This window comes from Arsenophonus sp. PmNCSU2021_1, assembly GCF_036919435.1.
Lineage (GTDB): Bacteria > Pseudomonadota > Gammaproteobacteria > Enterobacterales > Enterobacteriaceae > Arsenophonus > Arsenophonus nilaparvatae.
Window position 1 is genome coordinate 192,113 of record NZ_JAZHPL010000003.1, and the last position, 19,995, is coordinate 212,107.

The following is a 19,995-nucleotide window of genomic DNA, read 5'->3' on the forward strand; positions in this document are numbered from 1 at the left end:
TTTCTATTTATATATTATGCTGAATTAAACTTAAAAATAGAGCGTTTTTTTATTGGTGCGAAACTCGTGAATTTGTGATTGAGAATGCGTTTAAGCCAGACACCATAAATAGCAATCAATTTATCAAAAAACAGCTCACAGCCTTTTTCAAAACGATTGTATTTAGTTTTTGCTTCAGATTTGAGTAAACGGGCACACATCATTGGTGTTAGAGTTAGGGATACAACAGCAGAAATTAAGATAGCCACAGCCAGCGTAATGGCAAATTCCCGAAATAAGCGGCCCACGATATAACTCATAAAGAACAGTGGGATCAGCACCGCAATTAATGAAAATGTTAATGAAATAATGGTAAAACCAATTTCTCCAGCGCCTTTTAGCGCTGCTGTTAACGGTTTATCCCCTTTTTCCAGATAGCGGGAAATGTTTTCAATCACCACAATCGCATCATCGACGACAAATCCTGTTGCTACTGTTAAAGCCATCAGAGTGAGGTTATTAATTGAAAAACCGCAAAAATACATGACGGCAAAAGTACCTACCAGTGATAGGGGAACGGCGATGCTCGGAATTAAGGTTGCGATACCATTGCGCAAAAACAGATAAATCCACCATAACAACTAATGCGATCGCCAGTACTAATTCAAATCGGACATCTTTAACTGAAGCACGAATTGTGGTCGTTCGATCGGTCAGAATATTAACATTGACTGCTTTCGGTAAATTTTTAACTAATTCAGGTAAGATTTTGCGAATATTATCAGTGGTTTTAATGACATTCGCCCCAGGTTGGTGTTGGACATTAATCACAATTGCTGGTTTTTTATTGGCCCAAGCGCCTAATTCGGTATTTTCCGCTGCTTGTGAAATGGTAGCAATATCACCTAGCCGAATTGCGCCACCTTGCTTATAAGCAATAATTAGTGAGCGATAATCTGCCAATGATTTCATTTGATCATTAGCTGAAAGCGTAATTGCCCGAGTAGGGCCATCAAGGCTGCCTTTAGCTGAATTGACATTGGCATTATTAATAGCTAACCGAATAGTTTCATTATCCAGTTGCCAAGAGGCGACGGCTTGTGGATTTAGTTTAATACGAACAGCCGGACGTTGCCCGCCGGCGAGGGTGACTAAGCCTACGCCATCAACCTGAGAAATTTTTTGCGCTACCCGTGTTTCAACCATATCTTGCAATTCAGTGATTGGCAGGGCGTTAGTGGTCACGGCTAGGGTTAAAATGGGCGGATCAGCTGGATTGACTTTATTATAAATGGGCGGATAGGGGAGATCTTTCGGTAATAGATTACTGGCCGCATTAATGGCTGCTTGCACTTCTTGTTCAGCGATATCCAGTGCTAGCGATAATTGAAAAGTTAGCGTAATTACTGAAGAGCCGCCTGCGCTTTGGGAAAACATCTACTTTAAACCAGACATTTGACCTAGTTGGCGTTCTAATGGTGCGGTGATAGCTGATGTCATCACATCAGGACTGGCGCCAGGGTAAAGGGTAACCACTTGAATCGTCGGATAATCAACTTGTGGTAAGGCAGAGACTGGCAAAAAACGGTAACCGATAATACCAGCTAATAAAATGGCAACCATAAATAGCGTGGTTGCAACCGGGCGTAGAATAAATAACCTTGATGGGCCACCACTTTTTAACGGAGTCTCAAACTGCATTAAGATTTCTCCGTCGTGTTCGCATAAGATGTTAATCGATCTTTTGGGGTAACCAACTGAACTTTTACTCCATCAACTAGTCGGTCAACACCATCGGTAATAACCAAAACACCAGCATCTAACTCAGCGCTAATAATGGTTTTTTGACCATCCTGCAAACCCACCGTGACTTTATATTTTTTGACTAAATTATTTTTATCTAATGTCCAGACAAAGTGACCAATACTACCCATTTGTAAAGCAGCGGTTGGGATCACTACCACATTTTTTAGCGTATTAACTTGAATTTGGATATTGATAAATTGGTTAGGAAAAAGCCTATTATCCTGATTAGCGAAACGTGCTTTCATTTTTAATGTGCTAGTTGTGCTATCTATTTGATTATCTGTACTTAATAGGTAACCGGCGGCAGTTTTGGCGCTATTATTACGATCCCAGGCGATCACTGGAATTTTGGTTTTTTGCTGTTGAGCAATTTTGATCAACGGAATATCTACCTCAGGCAGGGCAAATACGGCGTCAATAGGGGTTGTTTGGGTGATGATAACGATAGGTGAAGTTGAACCGCTGGTAATATAATTACCAATATCGATCTGTTTTAAACCAACTCGACCGGTAATAGGAGCCGTGATCCTGCTATAGGTTAGTTGCAGTTTAGCGTTACTAATTGCCGCCTGATCGATTTTAACACTGCCTTCTGTTTGCTGAACCAAGGTTCGTTGCTTATCTAACTCTTGTTGAGAAATAACCTTACTGGTAGCTAATTTTTGATAACGGGCTAAATCTTGTCGGGCATTATGCAATTGCGCCTGATCTTTGAGCAATTGTCCTTCTGCCTGCGCTAGCGAGATCTGAAATGGCCGTGGATCGATTTCGGCTAATAAATCGCCTGCTTTAACTGTTTGTCCTTCAGTAAAATGTAGCGCCATTAGTTGCCCCTGCACCCGACTGGTTACCATTACGGTATTGGCGGCTTGCACTGTACCTAAGGCGGTCAAAATGTGGGGAATACTTTGTCGCACGGATAATGCCGCTTGCACCGGCGGTAGCGGCGTTTTACGCGATTTTGTTGAGCTTTGCTTTGATACTTGCGTGCTTGATAAGGCAGCTGTCGTGGGGGTTTGCGAATGAAAATAACGCCAGGCAAACACCCCGCTAAGGGATAAAAAAATAATGGCAATAGCAGATATAACAATTTTTCGGCGGTGAGTATTATTGTTCATCATGTCCTTAGCATTTTTTTGTACAGGTATCAGCAGATATTTTTAATTTCATAAATAAATTATTTATACACTATAGTTTAGTGACTATTTAATATAAAAAAATGGAGGAAATGTGGAAATTGTAATAATCAGTGTGAGATAAGCATAAATTAGCTAAATGTTATATATATTTAAGATAGTTATCATTAGCAAACTTGTATATTAATGTCGCCTTAACAAATGTCTAATAACCTAAAAGAATCGTTAATCGCAATTAAATAGCGGTTTTTTACAATAATTTTTTTTCAATCGCTCATATATTACTTCTTTTTAATTATTAATTAATCAAGGAATAATTATGACAGTACTTTCGATTAACACTACTAATTCCGTTTTTCGCTCAACTGATACGCCATCAGAACCGCTTTCTGACTTAGATATTTTAAGGCAAGTTATCCCGGATAATTGTAGCCTTGATGACAAAAAGGATTTACGACAGCAAAAGTGTGATATTGTGGATAAATTCATTAAAGAGCGCAGAGCTGATTCAACCCTTGATTTGACAAAAGTTAGTCTGGGTAGCATCGATTTGTCTGGTATTGATCTGCATAAAGTAAATATGAAGCATTCTAAGATGAGCATGGTTAATCTAGAGAGTGCTAATTTAGAGCACGCTAAATTGAATATTATTACTATGAGTCATGCTAATTTAGCTAATACTAGTCTAAAATGGGCTGATTTAAGTCATAGCAATCTGAGTGAAGCCTGTTTAATTAGTGCTAATCTCTTCAATGCTAAATTAGAAAAGACTAATTTGCGGAATGCCAAACTGGAATTTGCCTATCTGAACGGTGTCAATTTTAATCACGCAGATCTATCCAATGCTAATCTTAAAGAAGCATACTTACACGAGTTTCGCACCAATAAAAAAACGCTCTATTTTTAAGTTTAATTCAGCATAATATATAAATAGAAAAAATCTCATAAATTGAAAATAACTTATTGTAATTTAAGTAAATTTATACGTCTTAGCAAGTTACAGATTAATTATTGTTCTGAAGCCATTTCTAGAATTTTATATGCCCGTGCGAAACTCGTGACTTAGTTAAAGCTAAGTTGAATACAGCAATATTAAAGAATACTACACTGGAGAAAGCTCATCTGGATAGCGCTAATCTAAGGGATGCTGATTTACGTAACGCTAATCTGACTCTTGCTGAGCTAAAAAATGCTAATTTGCAAAATGCCAATTTGGAGATGGCTTGTTTAGAGAGAGTCGATTTTCGCCAAACTAATTTGATTAATGCTAATTTAAATTATGAAGATCTCAGTTGTGCTAACTTAAGATGCGTTGATCTGAGCACCGTTAAATTGCAAGGCGTTAATCTAAATGGTGCTGATTTAACTGGCGCTAATTTAGATGGTGTAAATCTAAATTATATCGCTTTACCTGATTGGAATAATGATAGTTTAGATTTATACCTTAGCCATATTAATAATGATTCTAGTTTGCTGACAGCCATCGACAGTATTGATGCTAAATATAATGACAAGAAAATAGCGCTGGTTCATCAATTAATTAATTCCTTAGATAAGCGCCCCTCAAATGTTTCATTGTCATCAGTAGTAGAACCCTTATTAGAGACTTTCGCTAAAGCGCCCTATAACCAGGATCAGAAAATTATTAACTGGCTTAATAATAAAATATTACCGTCTTATCTGGCGAAATATGCTGTCAGCACGATGCCGGTACTAACTAACCTGAGTTCGGGATAAGCATTATCAATTATACTTGAAGATACGTACCTGCAACAGGTATCTTTGGTTTAGATGGCATTAAACAATATGCAACCAGTCCGCCTAATAAATTCACTACAAAGTTAGCCGGAGAGCGATGTCGCGTATGCTCTATTTGACAAAGATTTTTTAACTCATCAAATACCGTTTCAATGACAGAACGATGACGCAAGATGGCTTTGTCGAAACAAGTCTGTTTAATAGGCTTCATTTTCTTCTTGATATTCGTTATAAGGCTAATTCCCATCGTTTTGAGTTGCTGTTTCAGTGAAGCCGATAAATACCCTTTATCTGCGTACAAACAACCAGAAAGATCCTTTGTCAGCTCAGGCAATGGTTTCCGATCATCGGTGTTTCCTGGTGTGAGTCGAAAACTGAGTATTTCCCCCAAATGATTGATAATTACATGAAGCTTGAAACCAAAGAACCAACCTGTTGAATTTTTTCCCCGTTCAGCTATCCCATTGAAGACTTTATGTCTGCGGATCCGTAAGTTATCACACACCGCTATCGGAGTAGAATCGGCAACCGATAGCCCCGTGCATTTTCCCTTAATTGACTCAAACAGTGCCGTTAACGCTAAGGCACTACGCGGAAGTAACTCTACACAGCGTGAATAGGATGGCAAGTTAGGAAATTCCTTCCGGAGATATAAGCGGACATAATAGAGATAAAATACCTTGAATTGCCTGAATCGGAGTTGATGAAACAACACAACCAGTGTCATCATTTCCGCCAACGAAAGCTGAGTAGACCGTCTACGACGCTTAGTACCGTTAGTCAGCAAATATTCATGCATTTTTGGCTCGAAGTCTTTGCAAAAATCATCCATCAGGCAATAAAGTTTAGTAAGATTTTCCATAATTGTTTAACAATGCTCTACTCTTTAACCAGACTGTTAGAGTATTTTAACAAAACAGGCTCATTCAACTATTTGAATATCAAGACTTTCTCTTTATTTCTTATCCCGAACTCAGGTTAACTACTAATATTTTAACAACCTTGCTAAACTGTTTTACTCACCAATCGCAAATGATGGTTAGTCATAATGGTGCCTTTATTCAGTTAATTTCACAGGTGATGGCGGGTGAGAGTAGCCATAAAGAACAGGTTGAAACCCTATATAACAGTTATCTGCAAGATAACCGTGTTGAGCCTTATACTAAAGGTGATTTCGGTGATTATGCTGGTAAACCTGATTGGTCTGATAAAGATGCGAATAATTTTATTCTGCTCTCTGCCCAACATGATAGTCACTATGCTATGACGATGTCGCAGAACCAGCTACAGCGGATGTTAGGTATTCAGTCAGCGCAACCAGAGAATATCAATTGGCATGGTTTTTATCTTTATCAAGGACAAAAGAATATTGGCCTGGCAGATTATCAGTTAGATGATCTTTTGGAACATCATTTTAAATTATTTGCATCTAACTATCTATTTCAACAGCAGCAAGCCAAATTTTGCCAATTATTAGCTACTTTAGATTTAGGTGAATGGCAAGCCACCTTTGAAACCGCAACAAATCAAAGCTCATCTGCAATTAAATTAATCGATTTTGGCAGTCAAGCCAAACTGGCCGCGATATTTGACAATAAGTTTAAGCAATACATAGAGAATGGCGTAATAGGTTATCGCTTAACTGACCAATATAAGCAGCAATTACTGGTGGCATATCAGCTCACGGCAGCTGACACAAACACGCAAGCCGAAACGTTGTTAAGCCTGGCTGCCGTTTTTAGCAAATATTCTTCCAGTGCAATATTTGGTACGGAAACTGAATCACCGAATACATTAAGGTATTTTGCTTTTGCGCTAATGGAGCAGGCTCATCAATTATCACCGCAAACCTTCGAAAATGAGGCTCAGTATAAAGATTGGACTAATAGATTATTAGGCCATGAAAGAGAGTTCACCTGTTCGGCAGTGCTATCAAATATGATGGTTACTTATATTAAGGCTCATTTTCCAACCATCATTGCCGGCATCATGCCGCCAGCCTGGCGCTGATGGATGTTGGTGAAATTAAGATTTTTTATGGTTGTATAAAGAGCATCAGTCTAATAAATGATGCACTTTTTTATTATTAAATCAGAAGTTATTAACTAATTAGCAGCGAGTAAAAGCGGATATTATTGCTTGTTAGATTTATTTTGCCCGCTGATGTTGCCACCCTTGATATGCTAACGGCAAAAAACCAACCAAGATAGCCAGCATTGCAACGGCACTAACATAATAAACCGGCGCCAGAGGAGATTGTTGTAGCCAGAAGCCAGTGATGATCGGCGTTAAACCGCCAAAAATCGCATAGGCGATATTGTAGGCAAAAGACAGACCAGAAAAACGAATTGCAGGTGGGAATGCCCGAGTGCCAATAATCGGGGTTAAAACGACGGCGCCGACGAATAATCCCATAATGCCGTAATAACTACTTAATGTTAAAAATGAAATAGCCGGTGATAGTATGGAATAGAAATAGCTGGCACTGATGATCAGGCCGCTATAGGCTACTAACATGGTGAGGCGGGAGCCAATTTTATCGCTTAAGTAACCCCAAAAAATACAGCCAACAGTTAACATCAACACTGCAAAGCAGTTGGCTTGTAAGGCGCTATTTCGATCGATATGGTAGGTGCCGCGTAAAATAACATCAGGCGTCATTAAAATGATCACGATAATTGAGGTCGATAGAGACCAGGTTAGTAGCGCGGTGATCAAACAAGCCTGCTTATGTGATGTTAAAACGGTCTTAACTGGCAACTCATTACAAAACGCTCTTTGTGCTGCTAATTCTTTGAATATTGGGGTTTCCTGTAAAAAGCGTCGCAAATAGACAGCAATAAGGCCAAATAACCCGCCGACAATAAACGGAATGCGCCAGGCAAAATCGACAATCTGTTGTTCGGTAAATTGATATTCAATGGTAATGGCAATAATAGAGCCGAGCAAAATACCGCCAGTAATGCCGGAAGTCAGGGTTCCAATAGCTAAACCATAACGCTGTTTTGGCGTGTGTTCAGCGATAAACACCCAGGCACCTGGCATTTCTCCGCCAATTGCCGCTCCCTGCATAATACGCATCAATAGTAATAATAGTGGCGCAGCAATGCCAATTGTGGCATAAGTGGGCAGCGCCCCTATAACCAAAGTGGGGAGGGCCATCATAAAGATACTCAAACTGAACATGCGCTTACGGCCTAATTTTATCGCCGTAGTGTGCCATAATAATGCCACCTAATGGACGAGCCAGATAGCCGGCAGCAAATAACCCAAGGGTTGCTATCAGAGCGAGAAATTGATTACCAGTCGGAAAAAAAGTAGCGAGATGGTTTTGGCATAAAAGACAAAAATAACAAAATCGTAGAACTCAAGTGTACCACCTAACGAAGATAGACCCAGCGTTTTATAATCTTGCCGATTTAGTGGCCTAGCAACAGGCTGACTTTGCGTATTGGTTAGCGATGGCATGTTTTTTTAATCCTTTTTATTAATAGGCAAAATAGTGTATTAATTCGCTGAATAAATAATTCAAACAATAGGTGCAATTTGTTAATTGATTTTATTTTTTAATAATAAAAAATAATGATATCTTGATTTAGCGATAATAATTATCTGTTTATCATCCGGCAGTTATAACCAATAATCTGGTTTTTTTCGTCATTGTCTATATAAACATAAAAAGCGGATATTATTTTATCCTACTCTGGATAACCTTTAAACCGGAGAAATATTGGGTTATTTGTTTTTAATTAAATCAATGGTTAGCAAAATCAAGGATGGAATTTAGATAGTAATGCATTCTATTTTAATTATATAAATATATTAATCTGCTATTTTTCAATTGATAGATAGAGAAAAATTTGGCTATTAATTTAAATAGATTGAGATAGCAAAGAGGTTTAATAAGTTTTGTTTTAAGGCGCTATTCTAAGGTTGCAATGTAGATTAGCGCTGACGATTTAAATTAGAAAAAGAGTGGCTAAACCTAAGAAAATAAAGAAGCCACCGGTATCAGTAATCGCGGTTATCATCACTCTTGAGCCAATGGCCGGATCTCGACCCAGTTTGACCATAATTAATGGGATAATAACGCCCATTAATGCGGCCATCATTAAGTTCAATATCATAGCTAAAGTCATCACCGCACCCATCTCAAGGTTACCATAGAGTAAATAGGTGACGATGCCCATGATCCCGCCCCAGACAATACCATTGATCAGCGCGACGCCTAATTCTCTCAGTAACAGAAATGAGAAATTACCAGTTTGGATTTGATGCAAGGCAATTGCTCGAACAATCATAGTGATAGTTTGGTTACCGGTATTGCCACCAATGCCGGCGACAATAGGTATTAGTGTTGCCAGTGCGACCAGTTGTGAAATGGTATTTTCGAACACACCAATCACTCGTGAGGCAATGAAGGCGGTACAGAGGTTAATGGCAAGCCAGGTCCAGCGAGTTTTTACTGCTTGCCCAACGGGTGCAAAAACATCTTCTTCAGGGCTTAATCCTCCCATGCGCCGGATGTTGCTATCACTCTCTTCATTAAGATTATCAACTATATCTTCAACGGTTAAGCGTCCCATTAATAAACCATTGTTATCAACCACCGCAGCTGAAATCAAATCGTATCGTTCAAAAGCACTCGCAGCGTCTTCTGCTTTTTCGTCAGGCAAGAAACTCATCGTGGCAGTTTTCATCACATCAGCCACTGTTTTTGTTGGTGATGAGGTTAAAATCGTCGTTAATGGCAATTCTCCTTGCAAGCGATTTTGTATATCGACAATAAAAATTTTATCGGTTGCTTCAGGGATATTACAGCGCTGGCGTAGATAGCGTTGAACAGTTTTCAGGCTAATGTTAGGCCTAACGGTAATAAATTCAAAATCCATCATTTGGCCAACGCTATCCTTAGGGTATTGCAGTACTTCACGGATCTGATTACGTAAACTGGGATCAAGGTAAGTCAGTAAACGACGCATCGTGTCGGGCGGTAAGTGTTCGGCAATATAGGCTTGGTCATCAACATGTAGATTAGCAACAGCGCGTAGCAACTCTCTATCTGACATGTTCTTGAGTAAACTTTCCCAGACCGAGGTTGAGGCTTCGACTAAAACCTGACCGCGTTTATTATTATCAATTAAATACCATAGTGATGAGCGTTCATCATAAGGCAACATTTCTAAAAGATTCGCAATATCGGCTGCATGTAAGGCATCTAATAGTGATTTAATTTGGATGATATTTTTATAGTGCTTTACGATCGATAAGGTTTGTTGTTTGTCATGTTGAGTGGCTAATATTTTAATCGTCTCTTCATTTTCCATGAAAAGCGTCAAAATATCTTGCCTAATTTGTGCCAGCTTTTGTGAATGTGGATTAATAAGTGAGTTAATATTCGATGAAAAGGCTGGTTGAGACATGGTTATCCTTAAATACTAATAGTCGTAACCTATTATCAGGTATTATCATTTTTAATGACTTTCGATTAAATGCACACATTATTTAAACAACTACTATCAGCAGCAGGATAGATAAGTTATTGAATAGAAAAGAAGCAATTAAGTTAGATTTATGGTTGCTAGATTTTATTTTTAATCATACCAAAATATCAAGCAGATTCCTCTTTAATTTTTAGTTTCCAGCTAGGAACATCTTGCCAATATTTTTGTTCTTTTTCTAAATCTAGCAGCATTAACGCATTTTGCTGTAAATAGTGGGGAGGAAAATAGAGTGTCCAATGATTTTGATCGGTTTTCAAACGTAGTGAGTTTGGCGTGGTTGTCGATTGACGTTGATTATTAAGTAGCGTAGCTAACCGTAATAGTTGGATCATGGGTAAATATTGTTTTTTCTTAAATAGATTTAATTTAGGGAACTTATCAGCTTTGATACTTTTTTTATGATACCTGACCAATGTCGCTAGTAATAACTGTTGCTCTTGGTTAAATCCTGGCAGATTGGTGTTGTATAAAATATAGGCAGAATGACGATGTAAGCCATTATGATTGATATTTAATCCAACCTCATGCAGCATAGCGGCCCAGATAAGTAGCACTTTCAATTGTGGGTTAATCAACTTGGGATTTTGTTTTGCCCATTGTTGATAAAGGATCTCGATGGTTTTTGATACTCGCTGCGTTTGTTCTCGGTCAATATTATAGTGTTCAGCTAAACTTAATGCAGTGCGTTGGCGAATGTCTTGATGACGAAAACGTCCTTCCATTTCATAGAGAACCCCTTCACGTAAAGCACCGTCAGAGAGCGTTAACTGCTTGATTTGCAGAGAATCAAATATGCCACATAAAATGGCTAATCCCGGAACAAAAACGTGAGCACGCTCTGCTGATAAGCCGGGTAGATCGAGTGACTTAAAATTTTTATACTTTAGTACTAATTTTTTTAGTTTAACTAAGCGCTCATGGGTTATAATGCCATCTGAATCACCCAACTGGCAAAGTACTTCATGAATTGCTTTTATGGTTCCTGAAGCACCAAAGGCATAGTCCCAACCTTGCATTTGATATTGGCAAGCAAGATTTTCCAGTTTTTGTCGGCTAGCAAAATAGGCGCGCGCAAAATTAGTTTCATTAATTAGATTATTAGCAAAAAATTGGCGGGCATAGCTGATGCAGCCCATTTTACGGCTTTCCATTAATAGAGGCTTAAAATCTTCACCAATAATAAGTTCTGTAGAGCCACCGCCAACATCGATCACCAGCTTCCGACCTTTTTCTGACTGGGTATGCTCAACCCCCATAAAAATCAGCCGCGCTTCTTCTTGGCCTGAAATAATTTCAATTGGGTAGGGTATAATGGCTTTAGCTCGTTGCAAAAACTCTTTGACGTTAACTGCTTCTCGTAAGGCATGAGTTCCAACTATGCAAACATTATCAGCGGTAAGTCCTTGTAAACGTTCAGCAAAAAGCGCTAAGCAGGTCAAGGCACGCTGAATTGATTTTTCGCTTAATTTGTTATGTTCATCTAAACCGTCAGCCAGATAAACACGTTTTTTAATGCGGGTTAAAATCTGTAAGGCACCATTAACTATTCGTGCAACAATCATATGAAAGCTATTAGAGCCAAGATCTATGGCAGCAATTTCCATCGGCCTCGATGCTGAAGGTTTTATTAATGGCATAGTGTTAAGCTCTTGTTTCTGGATGTTCTAGTGATTTTAGATAATCGTAGACAGCAAGCTGTGCCTGGATCTTGCGTTTATTACCGCGTGGTACATAACGATTGGTTAACTCTTTATCGATATAACGCGCTTTAACGGTATCATTAAATTGTAATTCAAGAATGTCGAGCACGCGTTGTTTCAGTTGTTGATCAACCAATTTAACAGCCACTTCAATACGAAAATCGATATTGCGGGTCATCCAGTCAGCTGATGAGATGAAGACTTCTTCGTTGCCATTATTACTAAATACATAAACTCTGTCATGCTCAAGAAAACGGTCGACAATGCTAGTAACTTGAATATTTTCACTAAAATTAGCTTGGCCGGGAACCAGCGAACACATGCCGCGGATCAGCAGACGAATTTTTACGCCAGCATTGGAGGCATCATAAAGACGATTAATTAATTCTTTGTCGTCTAAGTTATTAATCTTTAGCAAGATAGCGGCTGCTTTTCCCGCTTGAACGTTGCTAATTTCCCGATCGATCAGTTGCGTCAGCCGAGTGCGTGAATTTTGCGGCGAAACCATTAGATTTTCAAAATTGACAGGTCGGTAAGGGTTTTCAATAAAGTTAAATACCCGCCTTACTTCATTGGTAATTTGTTGATTTGCCGTTAATAAGGAATAATCGGTATAAAGGCGAGCGGTTTTTTCGTTAAAATTTCCGGTGCCAATATGAGCATAACGAATAATTTCACCTTGTTCGAGACGAGAAATAATAAAAAGTTTAGCGTGGATCTTTAGGCCAGGTGCAGAGAAAATGACATGTACTCCGGCTTCGGTAAGATGCTTAGCCCAATGAATATTGGCTTCTTCATCAAATCTCGCTTGTAATTCAACCACCACGGTGACTTTTTTACCGTTGTGCGCGGCATGGATCATCGACTCAATAATGCGCGAATCCTTGGCTACACGATAAATATTGATTTTGATTGTCAATACGTTGGGATCAAAAGAGGCTTGGCGTAATAATTCTATCGTATGCTCAAAAGTGTAATAAGGATAATAGAGGAGAACATCTTTTTCTCTGATCGCATCAAAGCCATTACGGAAGTTATCAAAACGACGATGACGTAAACGCGGCAGTGGTTTATTCAGTAAATTTTTATTACCTTCGTTTGGAAATTTAATGAAATCTTTAAAGTTATGATAACGGCCACCGGCAATGACTGAATCATCACTTGATAGTCCGAGTTTTTTTCTCAGTAGTTCTACCATTTCATCAGGCATATTACGTTGATAAACAAAACGAACCGGTTCGGCATTAAGACGTTGTTTTAAACTGGATGACATCAACTCCAGCATGCTGGATTCCATCTCAGTAGTTAAATCATATTCCGCATCGCGCGTCATTTTCATCGCGTAGGCGTTTAATTGGTCATAGTCAAAAAAGCCTTTAAATATTTCGTCTAGACAATAACGCAAAATATTATCTAGCAGGATCATTGATTTCCTGCGCTTTGGCATTTCAGGCGGTAAATGAATAAATCTAGGTTGTTTGCCCGCTGGAATTTCTAGTAAGGCATATTGAATATTTTGTCCCTTGATAGTTTCAACGGCTAAATAGGTATAATCATCTTTTAAAAATTCGACTAAATCAGTTTCCGGCGTGATCAGGATAGGCGTAATATGCTGACGAAGTTGTTGGCGAAAAAATTGTCGTAACCAAATTTGTTGATTTGGCGAAATTTGCCGTTCATTAATTAGGAAAATTTGGTTACGCGCCATTTCAAGTAATAACTCGTTATATAATGAGTCAAATTCTTGATCGAGTTTGGCAACTTTGCTTTCAATTCGCTTTAATAGCTGGCGTGAACTGGATGCGGTTCCTCGTTCTTCATTAATTAATATACGTCGCTTAACATCAGCAAATCTAATTTTATAAAATTCTTCAAGGTTATTGGAATAAATGCCTAAAAATCGCATGCGTTCAATCAGCGGATTACGTTTATCTGCTGCTTCTTGCAAAACTCGCTCATTGAATGATAACCAACTGATCTCTTTTTCAGTATAGAGCCGATCTTGAGACATCTTTACTCCATAACCAATATTGTTATTTAGTAATACAGGATATTGATACTTAACAGCTTATCTGATTACTGATGATTTTTCAGGTGTTTTATTGGCCTCTGGCGAGAATTTTTTTCTCATTTCACTGTATTGATGTTGAAAAATACTCATCCGAATGACGGTACGATATTTACCATTAATAAAAAATTCATCAACCAAATCGCCTTCAATATGAAAGCCCAATTTTTTATAAATATGAAGCGCTTTGGTATTTTCTTTATCCACAATCAAGTAGACTTTATAGAGATTTAACACTGAAAAAGCATAATCCATCGCTAGGTTGGTGGCTTTGGCGGCATATCCTTTACCTTGAAAGGCCGGATCGATAATAATGCCAATTTCAGCTCGACGATGAATATAATTTATTTCTACTAATTCAATTAATCCAATTTTAGTGCCTTCATTTTCAATAATAAACCGACGCTCTAACTGATCATGAATGTGTTTGTCATACAGATCACTTAATTCAACAAAAGCTTCATAAGGCTCTTCGAACCAATAACGCATAACACTGGCGTTATTATCTAATTGATGGACAAATGGCAGATCTTCACGTTCTAAAGGTCGTAGCGTAATTGACTCATTTTTTTTGCCAGCAGGCATTGGATACCTCGATTGGGAGTAAAACTTAGCATATTAAAATAGTTACTATGGATGTTCTGTATTTTTAGTCGGTTTGGTTAGTAAACAATAGCAGAATCAAGCTGAGTGATAAATGAGAGCAACTATATTTTAGCAATAAACTAAGTTTTCGATAACTAATTAGTCAAGTATTGGTTGATTATTACTACAAAGTTATCAATTAGAATTTATATCAATATGGGTTAGCATCAGTATACAAAATTGTGATGCCATTGGCATCACATAGGGACAGATACTGCTAATCTTCATTAGCATAACCGTATTCAGGTAGTTTACAGCCATCCAGGAAGGCTGAATTATTAACCATAGCTAAGCGGCCTTTAACAAACCAATTAATAACTAATGGATAAATACGATGCTCTTGTGTTTGAACGCGCGCAATAATATCTTGCGGTTGATCTCCAGCAAAGATAGGCACTTTAGCTTGTAAAATAATTGGACCTGCATCCAATTTCTCAGTGACAAAGTGAATCGAAGTACCGTGCTCTTTATCTTCGTTTGCTAGCGCTTTACGGTGAGTATCTAATCCAGGATACTTAGGTAATAAGGAAGGGTGAATATTAATTATTTTACCTAAATAATGGCTGACAAAGTGTGGCGTGAGAATGCGCATGTAACCTGCCAACACAATCAGATCTGGCTGATATCGTGCTATTTCGGTCATCAGTGAAGCATCATAAGCATGGTTATCCGCGTAATCCGTTTTTTGCATCACAACAGTTGGGATCGCGGCTTGCTTGGCCCGTTCTAAACCATAAGCAGTTGGATTGTCACTGAAAACTGCACTAATTTTTGCGGCAATACTTTGTTTTTGGCAAGCATCAATAATGGCTTGTAAATTACTGCCATTGCCAGAAATTAATACTACAAAATTTTTCATTAGCTGATTGTTACCTGCGGTTCATCCGCGTTGATCTCGACAATTTTACCAATTTGCCAGGCTTTTTCACCCAGTTGATTGAGTAGTTGTAATGTATCAGAGACTTCTTCTGCGGGTAAAACAATTAACATGCCAACACCACAATTGAAGGTGCGGTACATTTCATGGGTCGATACATTACCGGTTTGTTGTAACCAACTAAATATCGCCGGCCATTGCCAGCTAGTGCTATCGATCTGCGCTTGGGTATTGGCGGGTAAAACCCGTGGAATATTTTCCCAAAAGCCACCACCGGTTATATGGGCAATGGCATGAATATTCTGTTTTTCAATCAACGCTAGAATATTTTTAACATAGATGCGTGTTGGGGCTAATAAATGATCAGCCAGTGACTTATTTTCTAGTTGTACTGTGGCTGGATCTATTTGGTTTAACTGTAAAATTTTTCTAATTAATGAATAACCATTGGAATGGGGGCCACTAGCGCCTAACGCAATTAGGGCATCGCCAGCTTTAACTTTGCTACCATCAATAATTTTTGTTTTTTCGACCACGCCAACACAAAAGCCTGCTATATCATAATCTTCACCATGATACATACCAGGCATCTCTGCTGTTTCACCGCCGACTAGGGCACAGCCTGATTGTTTACAGCCTGCTGCAATGCTTTTGATCACGCTGGTCGCTGTATCGACGGCTAGTTTACCTGTGGCGTAATAATCGAGAAAAAAGAGTGGCTCGGCACCTTGAACAATCAAATCATTAACGCACATAGCAACTAAATCAATGCCAATTGTATCATGGCGTTTTAAGTCCATTGCTAATCGCAGTTTTGTTCCGACACCATCTGTGCCTGAAACTAAGATTGGCTCACGATATTTTTGTGGTAAGGCACACAGTGCGCCAAAGCCGCCTAATCCTCCCATTACTTCTGGGCGGCGGGTTTCTTTAACAGCACCTTTAATACGTTCGACCAGTGTATTACCTGCATCGATATTGACACCAGCATCTTTATAGCTGAGAGAAATTTTATCTGTCACAGCAAGCTCCCAAGGCGATTGCATTTAGTAAAATAGATGGAAACAGAAATAATTCTACCAGCCTAAGCAAAGGTTTGCGAGATACTTATTTTGGTTTTTATAATAAAACTCAAGAGCCAGCAAAAATGAATTCCCTGCAAGAAAAACCTTAATCTATCAGTGGAACAGGTCTGAAAAAGCGCTATAATCTGATAATTTTTTATTTGTAGATGGTTTGTACTGAAGGAGAGTAGCGTGAAAATCGTTGAGGTAAAACACCCGTTAGTTAAACATAAATTTGGCTTATTGCGGGATAAAGATATTAGCACTAAACGTTTTCGTGAATTGTCCTCAGAAGTGGGCAGTCTGTTAACTTATGAAGCAACAGCAAATTTAGAAACAGAAACAATTGCAATAGAAGGATGGTGTGGGCAGGTAAACATCGAGCAAATTAAGGGAAAAAAAATTACTGTCGTGCCAATTCTACGTGCTGGATTGGGAATGATGGATGGGGTGCTGGAAAATATTCCCAGTGCCCGTATAAGTGTTGTGGGTGTTTATCGTGATGAAAAGACGCTGGAGCCTATTACATATTTTCAAAAGCTGGCTTCAAATATTAATGAACGGATGGCATTGGTTGTTGATCCGATGTTGGCCACAGGCGGCTCAATGATTGCCACGATAGATTTACTTAAAAAAGAGGGCTGTCATGCTATTAAAATATTGGTACTAGTTGCCGCGCCGGAAGGTATTAAGGCACTGGAAGCTGCTCATCCTGATGTTGAACTTTATACTGCATCTATTGATGATCATTTGGATGAACATGGTTATATTGTTCCTGGTTTGGGTGATGCGGGCGATAAGATATTTGGTACCAAGTGACATTTATTGTTTATGTTATTTTTTATTAATTATAGTTATTGAGAGCTAATAAGATTGGATAGAGATACCAATCTTATTAAGTTTGAATATTATTTTAAATTTAGTGCGTTAACTTTTCGGCGTTTTTTTCACTCTATTTCTATCTAACCAACGTTTTAGTCCTGCATAGGTTTTATTTAATTCAACTTTGGCATTTTCTACCGTTAGTTTGTTATGATCAAAAACAAACTCTTGAGCGACATAATTAAAACTGTAGCCGGAAGCCGGAAGCGGGATTAGAATAGATACTGTAATAGAACAATTTGGCTTGATTATCTGCTTTTATGATAGGGGTAATAAATTGAATAAAATTGTGATCCTCTTCATTAAATTTTACAAAATCTGTTAGATGAGTTGTTAATTCATGGATTAAACTAGCGCGTTCATTATTGTCAATAAATTTATGCGTGGCAATAATGTGTTCAGCTAATTGCTGTGGGTTGGTAGTTTTGAAACTACTTGAACGATTATTAAAATTTGAAATATACACGAGTTTCGCACAGGCATATAAAATTCTAGAAATGGCTTAAAAGCAATGATCAATCTGCAAGTTACTAAAACACATGAATTTTCTTAAATTACAATAAGTTGTATTTGATTTATAAGGTTTTATCTATTTATATATTATGCTGAATTAAACTTAAAAATAGAGCGTTTTTTTATTGGTGCGAAACTCGTGTATATTTTTCTTTGAGCTTAAAATAGTATGAGTAAATAAAATTGTAGTATTATCTTTAGTTAAAGAATTTTCGATTAATTTTTTTAGTGATGAGTAAATTTTTTGATATTCTTCTTGTGAGGTATATGAATAAAAATCTGTTATTTTTTCAAGTAATTGTTGATAATTATTAGCTTTGTAATTGACTTTGCTGTTAGCGTATTCATCAGTGACAAACATGTTTGTTTCTTGTTGAGCGGCAATATATTCATAATATTTTTTTTCATTGCCTTCATTATCAGGTTCATCGGGTGCACAACCGCTATAGTCTTTGGCTATAGTTAATAAACAAGTTACCACATGTTGTGGGTAGTCAAGTAATTTTGTCGCAAGATTAACATTATTATATCGATACATATCTTTTAATAGGGACTCTGCCGCTAATGCTTTTTCGATATCGTCCCCCAAGGTTAAAGCGCCGCTGGTTACTAACTTTGCTTGCTGGCTAGTATCTTGATTTTTAATATTATTAATAAGCTGAGATTTTTTATTATAGGCTTTATTTAGTAGCAAATGTAGCATTTCATTTTGTTTTTTTGACATAATTTAATTCCTTTGATTGTAAATATTATTAATATAATTTGTCTTATTAAGTCCTAATGATGAATAATTATTATTTTTCTAAACAGGTTGCACAATCATCTTTATTTCCTTTATTTGGTGTTTTTACCCGACATAACCAGCATTTTAGGTCGTTTCTTGTTTCACCAACGATCATTTTTGCTATTTCTATATCCAACATATAAGTATGAAAAGTCATAACCTGGTTATTTAGTTGTACACGTGATTTATATTTATCTGCTGGTGCATTTTTACCGTTTCCACCACTGTTTCTTGCTAATTCGATATTAGAGGTATTAATATAAAAATTTAAGTCATTTTTACTTTTGGAATCAATGGCACCCTGGGTAAATGTAGTATCGGTATTTTTCAGTTCTGCGTGGGATAGTGCTGCCTTGGCCAGATCAGTTACTCATTTTTTAATTTTATTTTTATCAAATCCGAAAATTCCCTCAAATACATTAATGACCTTATCAATCAAATCATTATAATTCTCGCATTGGTAATTAACGTCGATAGATCTATCTGATGAAATCATCAAAAAAGGATTCTCTCTCATCAGGTTAGTATAATTAGCATAAGCATGAACATTACCTATTAGGTTGGGTTTTGTCGCATTGTATCCAGTACTCGTCATTGCCATGGTACTCATCATTGCTAGTGCAATAGCTGGTGATTTTACTAATTCTTCTGTGGTTTTATCAGATGAAGCACCGCTACTGTTCATTTCGTACACGAGTTTCGCACAGGCATATAAAGTTCTAGAAATGGCTTAAAAGCAATGGTTAATCTGTAAGTTACTAAAACACATAAATTTTATTAAATTACAATAATTTGTATTTAATTTATAAGGTTTTGTCTATTTATATATCATGCTGAATTAAACTTAAAAATAGCGCGTTTTTTTATTGGTGCGAAACTCGTGTCGTAAAGAAGGGCCGAAACGACTAAGTCAGCATCTTGCTGTGCGCCAATAATTTCTCCGCTAGAAGCGATAATCTTTGAATCATTATAACCTGTGAATGTTGGTGCTGGTATTGCTTTAAGCATTTTGAACCAATTAGCAAGTTTTTCATATTCTGTATTTATGTCTATCGTTTTCAGAATATTCCTTATTTAAAGTTTAAATATCACTCGAATGAACTTAGTTAGAAATTTACTTAATTTGGTTAATAAGATGCCTTGTTTATAATAAAAATAAAGTTAAAAATAAATAATTTTTCATTATAATAAAATTATTTATTAATTTAAGAAGGTTATTAATTAATATAAACTTGTTATTTTATATTACAAAAATAATTTTCACTTTAAATACTTATTA

The 19,995-nt window shown here is 37.4% G+C and carries 16 protein-coding genes and 1 pseudogene; 4 read left to right on the plus strand and 13 right to left on the minus strand.

Annotated features, from left to right (window positions below):
* Nucleotides 1-74: 74 nt before the first annotated feature.
* A pseudogene (locus tag V3224_RS03335) lies at nucleotides 75-1,680 on the minus strand (efflux RND transporter permease subunit); the annotation flags it as partial.
* Nucleotides 1,680-2,903: an MdtA/MuxA family multidrug efflux RND transporter periplasmic adaptor subunit gene (locus V3224_RS03340; protein ID WP_442889846.1), complete on the minus strand. Its 1,224-nt coding sequence runs from the start codon at nucleotides 2,901-2,903 to the stop codon at nucleotides 1,680-1,682. The pseudogene V3224_RS03335 and the gene V3224_RS03340, both read right to left, overlap by 1 nt.
* Before the next feature lie 337 nt (nucleotides 2,904-3,240).
* Here V3224_RS03340 and V3224_RS03345 point away from each other — a divergent pair, with 337 nt between their 5' ends.
* Both V3224_RS03345 and V3224_RS03350 read left to right on the plus strand, forming a co-directional pair.
* Nucleotides 3,241-3,828, plus strand: a complete 588-nt coding sequence (locus V3224_RS03345; protein ID WP_334468504.1) for a pentapeptide repeat-containing protein — start codon at nucleotides 3,241-3,243, stop codon at nucleotides 3,826-3,828.
* Between the two features lie 131 nt (nucleotides 3,829-3,959).
* Nucleotides 3,960-4,658 (plus strand): pentapeptide repeat-containing protein, encoded by a 699-nt coding sequence (locus tag V3224_RS03350; protein WP_334468757.1) that lies wholly within the window; start codon nucleotides 3,960-3,962, stop codon nucleotides 4,656-4,658.
* 10 nt (nucleotides 4,659-4,668) lie between these two features.
* Here the strand turns inward: V3224_RS03350 and V3224_RS03355 are convergent, their stop codons facing one another.
* Nucleotides 4,669-5,541: an IS982 family transposase gene (locus V3224_RS03355; RefSeq protein ID WP_334468506.1), complete on the minus strand. Its 873-nt coding sequence runs from the start codon at nucleotides 5,539-5,541 to the stop codon at nucleotides 4,669-4,671.
* A gap of 95 nt (nucleotides 5,542-5,636) precedes the next feature.
* On the opposite strand from V3224_RS03355, the gene V3224_RS03360 reads away from it, so the two are divergent.
* A complete protein-coding gene (locus tag V3224_RS03360) occupies nucleotides 5,637-6,689 on the plus strand; it encodes a hypothetical protein (RefSeq protein ID WP_334468759.1) in 1,053 nt (350 codons plus the stop codon).
* 138 nt (nucleotides 6,690-6,827) lie between these two features.
* Here V3224_RS03360 and V3224_RS03365 read toward each other — a convergent pair whose 3' ends face one another.
* From V3224_RS03365 to purM, 7 genes are all read right to left on the minus strand, one after another.
* Nucleotides 6,828-7,913: an MFS transporter gene (locus tag V3224_RS03365; protein ID WP_334468507.1), complete on the minus strand. Its 1,086-nt coding sequence runs from the start codon at nucleotides 7,911-7,913 to the stop codon at nucleotides 6,828-6,830.
* A 725-nt stretch (nucleotides 7,914-8,638) separates the two neighbouring features.
* On the minus strand, nucleotides 8,639-10,102 hold the full coding sequence (mgtE, locus tag V3224_RS03370; RefSeq protein WP_334468508.1) for a magnesium transporter: 1,464 nt from the start codon (nucleotides 10,100-10,102) through the stop codon (nucleotides 8,639-8,641).
* A gap of 188 nt (nucleotides 10,103-10,290) precedes the next feature.
* Nucleotides 10,291-11,820, minus strand: a complete 1,530-nt coding sequence (gene ppx / locus V3224_RS03375; protein ID WP_334468510.1) for an exopolyphosphatase — start codon at nucleotides 11,818-11,820, stop codon at nucleotides 10,291-10,293.
* A 4-nt stretch (nucleotides 11,821-11,824) separates the two neighbouring features.
* On the minus strand, nucleotides 11,825-13,894 hold the full coding sequence (ppk1, locus tag V3224_RS03380; RefSeq protein WP_334468512.1) for a polyphosphate kinase 1: 2,070 nt from the start codon (nucleotides 13,892-13,894) through the stop codon (nucleotides 11,825-11,827).
* Nucleotides 13,895-13,951: 57 nt separating this feature from the next.
* Entirely contained in the window at nucleotides 13,952-14,536 is a 585-nt protein-coding gene (speG, locus tag V3224_RS03385; RefSeq protein ID WP_334468514.1) for a spermidine N1-acetyltransferase, read from the minus strand.
* 277 nt (nucleotides 14,537-14,813) lie between these two features.
* Entirely contained in the window at nucleotides 14,814-15,455 is a 642-nt protein-coding gene (gene purN, locus V3224_RS03390; protein ID WP_334468515.1) for a phosphoribosylglycinamide formyltransferase, read from the minus strand.
* Complete coding sequence (purM, locus tag V3224_RS03395) at nucleotides 15,455-16,495, minus strand: phosphoribosylformylglycinamidine cyclo-ligase (protein ID WP_334468517.1); 1,041 nt, start codon at nucleotides 16,493-16,495, stop codon at nucleotides 15,455-15,457. Before purM ends, purN begins: the two co-directional genes overlap by 1 nt.
* Before the next feature lie 234 nt (nucleotides 16,496-16,729).
* On the opposite strand from purM, the gene upp reads away from it, so the two are divergent.
* A complete protein-coding gene (upp, locus tag V3224_RS03400) occupies nucleotides 16,730-17,356 on the plus strand; it encodes a uracil phosphoribosyltransferase (protein ID WP_334468519.1) in 627 nt (208 codons plus the stop codon).
* A gap of 679 nt (nucleotides 17,357-18,035) precedes the next feature.
* Here the strand turns inward: upp and V3224_RS03405 are convergent.
* The 3 genes from V3224_RS03405 to V3224_RS03415 all read right to left on the minus strand — a co-directional run bounded on the left by V3224_RS03405 (nucleotide 18,036) and on the right by V3224_RS03415 (nucleotide 19,724).
* A complete protein-coding gene (locus V3224_RS03405; protein ID WP_334468521.1) occupies nucleotides 18,036-18,656 on the minus strand; it encodes a hypothetical protein in 621 nt (206 codons plus the stop codon).
* A 430-nt stretch (nucleotides 18,657-19,086) separates the two neighbouring features.
* The gene (locus tag V3224_RS03410; RefSeq protein ID WP_334468523.1) at nucleotides 19,087-19,401 is read right to left on the minus strand and encodes a hypothetical protein; all 315 of its coding nucleotides are present in this window, start codon (nucleotides 19,399-19,401) and stop codon (nucleotides 19,087-19,089) included.
* A 143-nt stretch (nucleotides 19,402-19,544) separates the two neighbouring features.
* Entirely contained in the window at nucleotides 19,545-19,724 is a 180-nt protein-coding gene (locus V3224_RS03415) for a hypothetical protein (RefSeq protein WP_334468525.1), read from the minus strand.
* Nucleotides 19,725-19,995 lie beyond the last annotated feature (271 nt).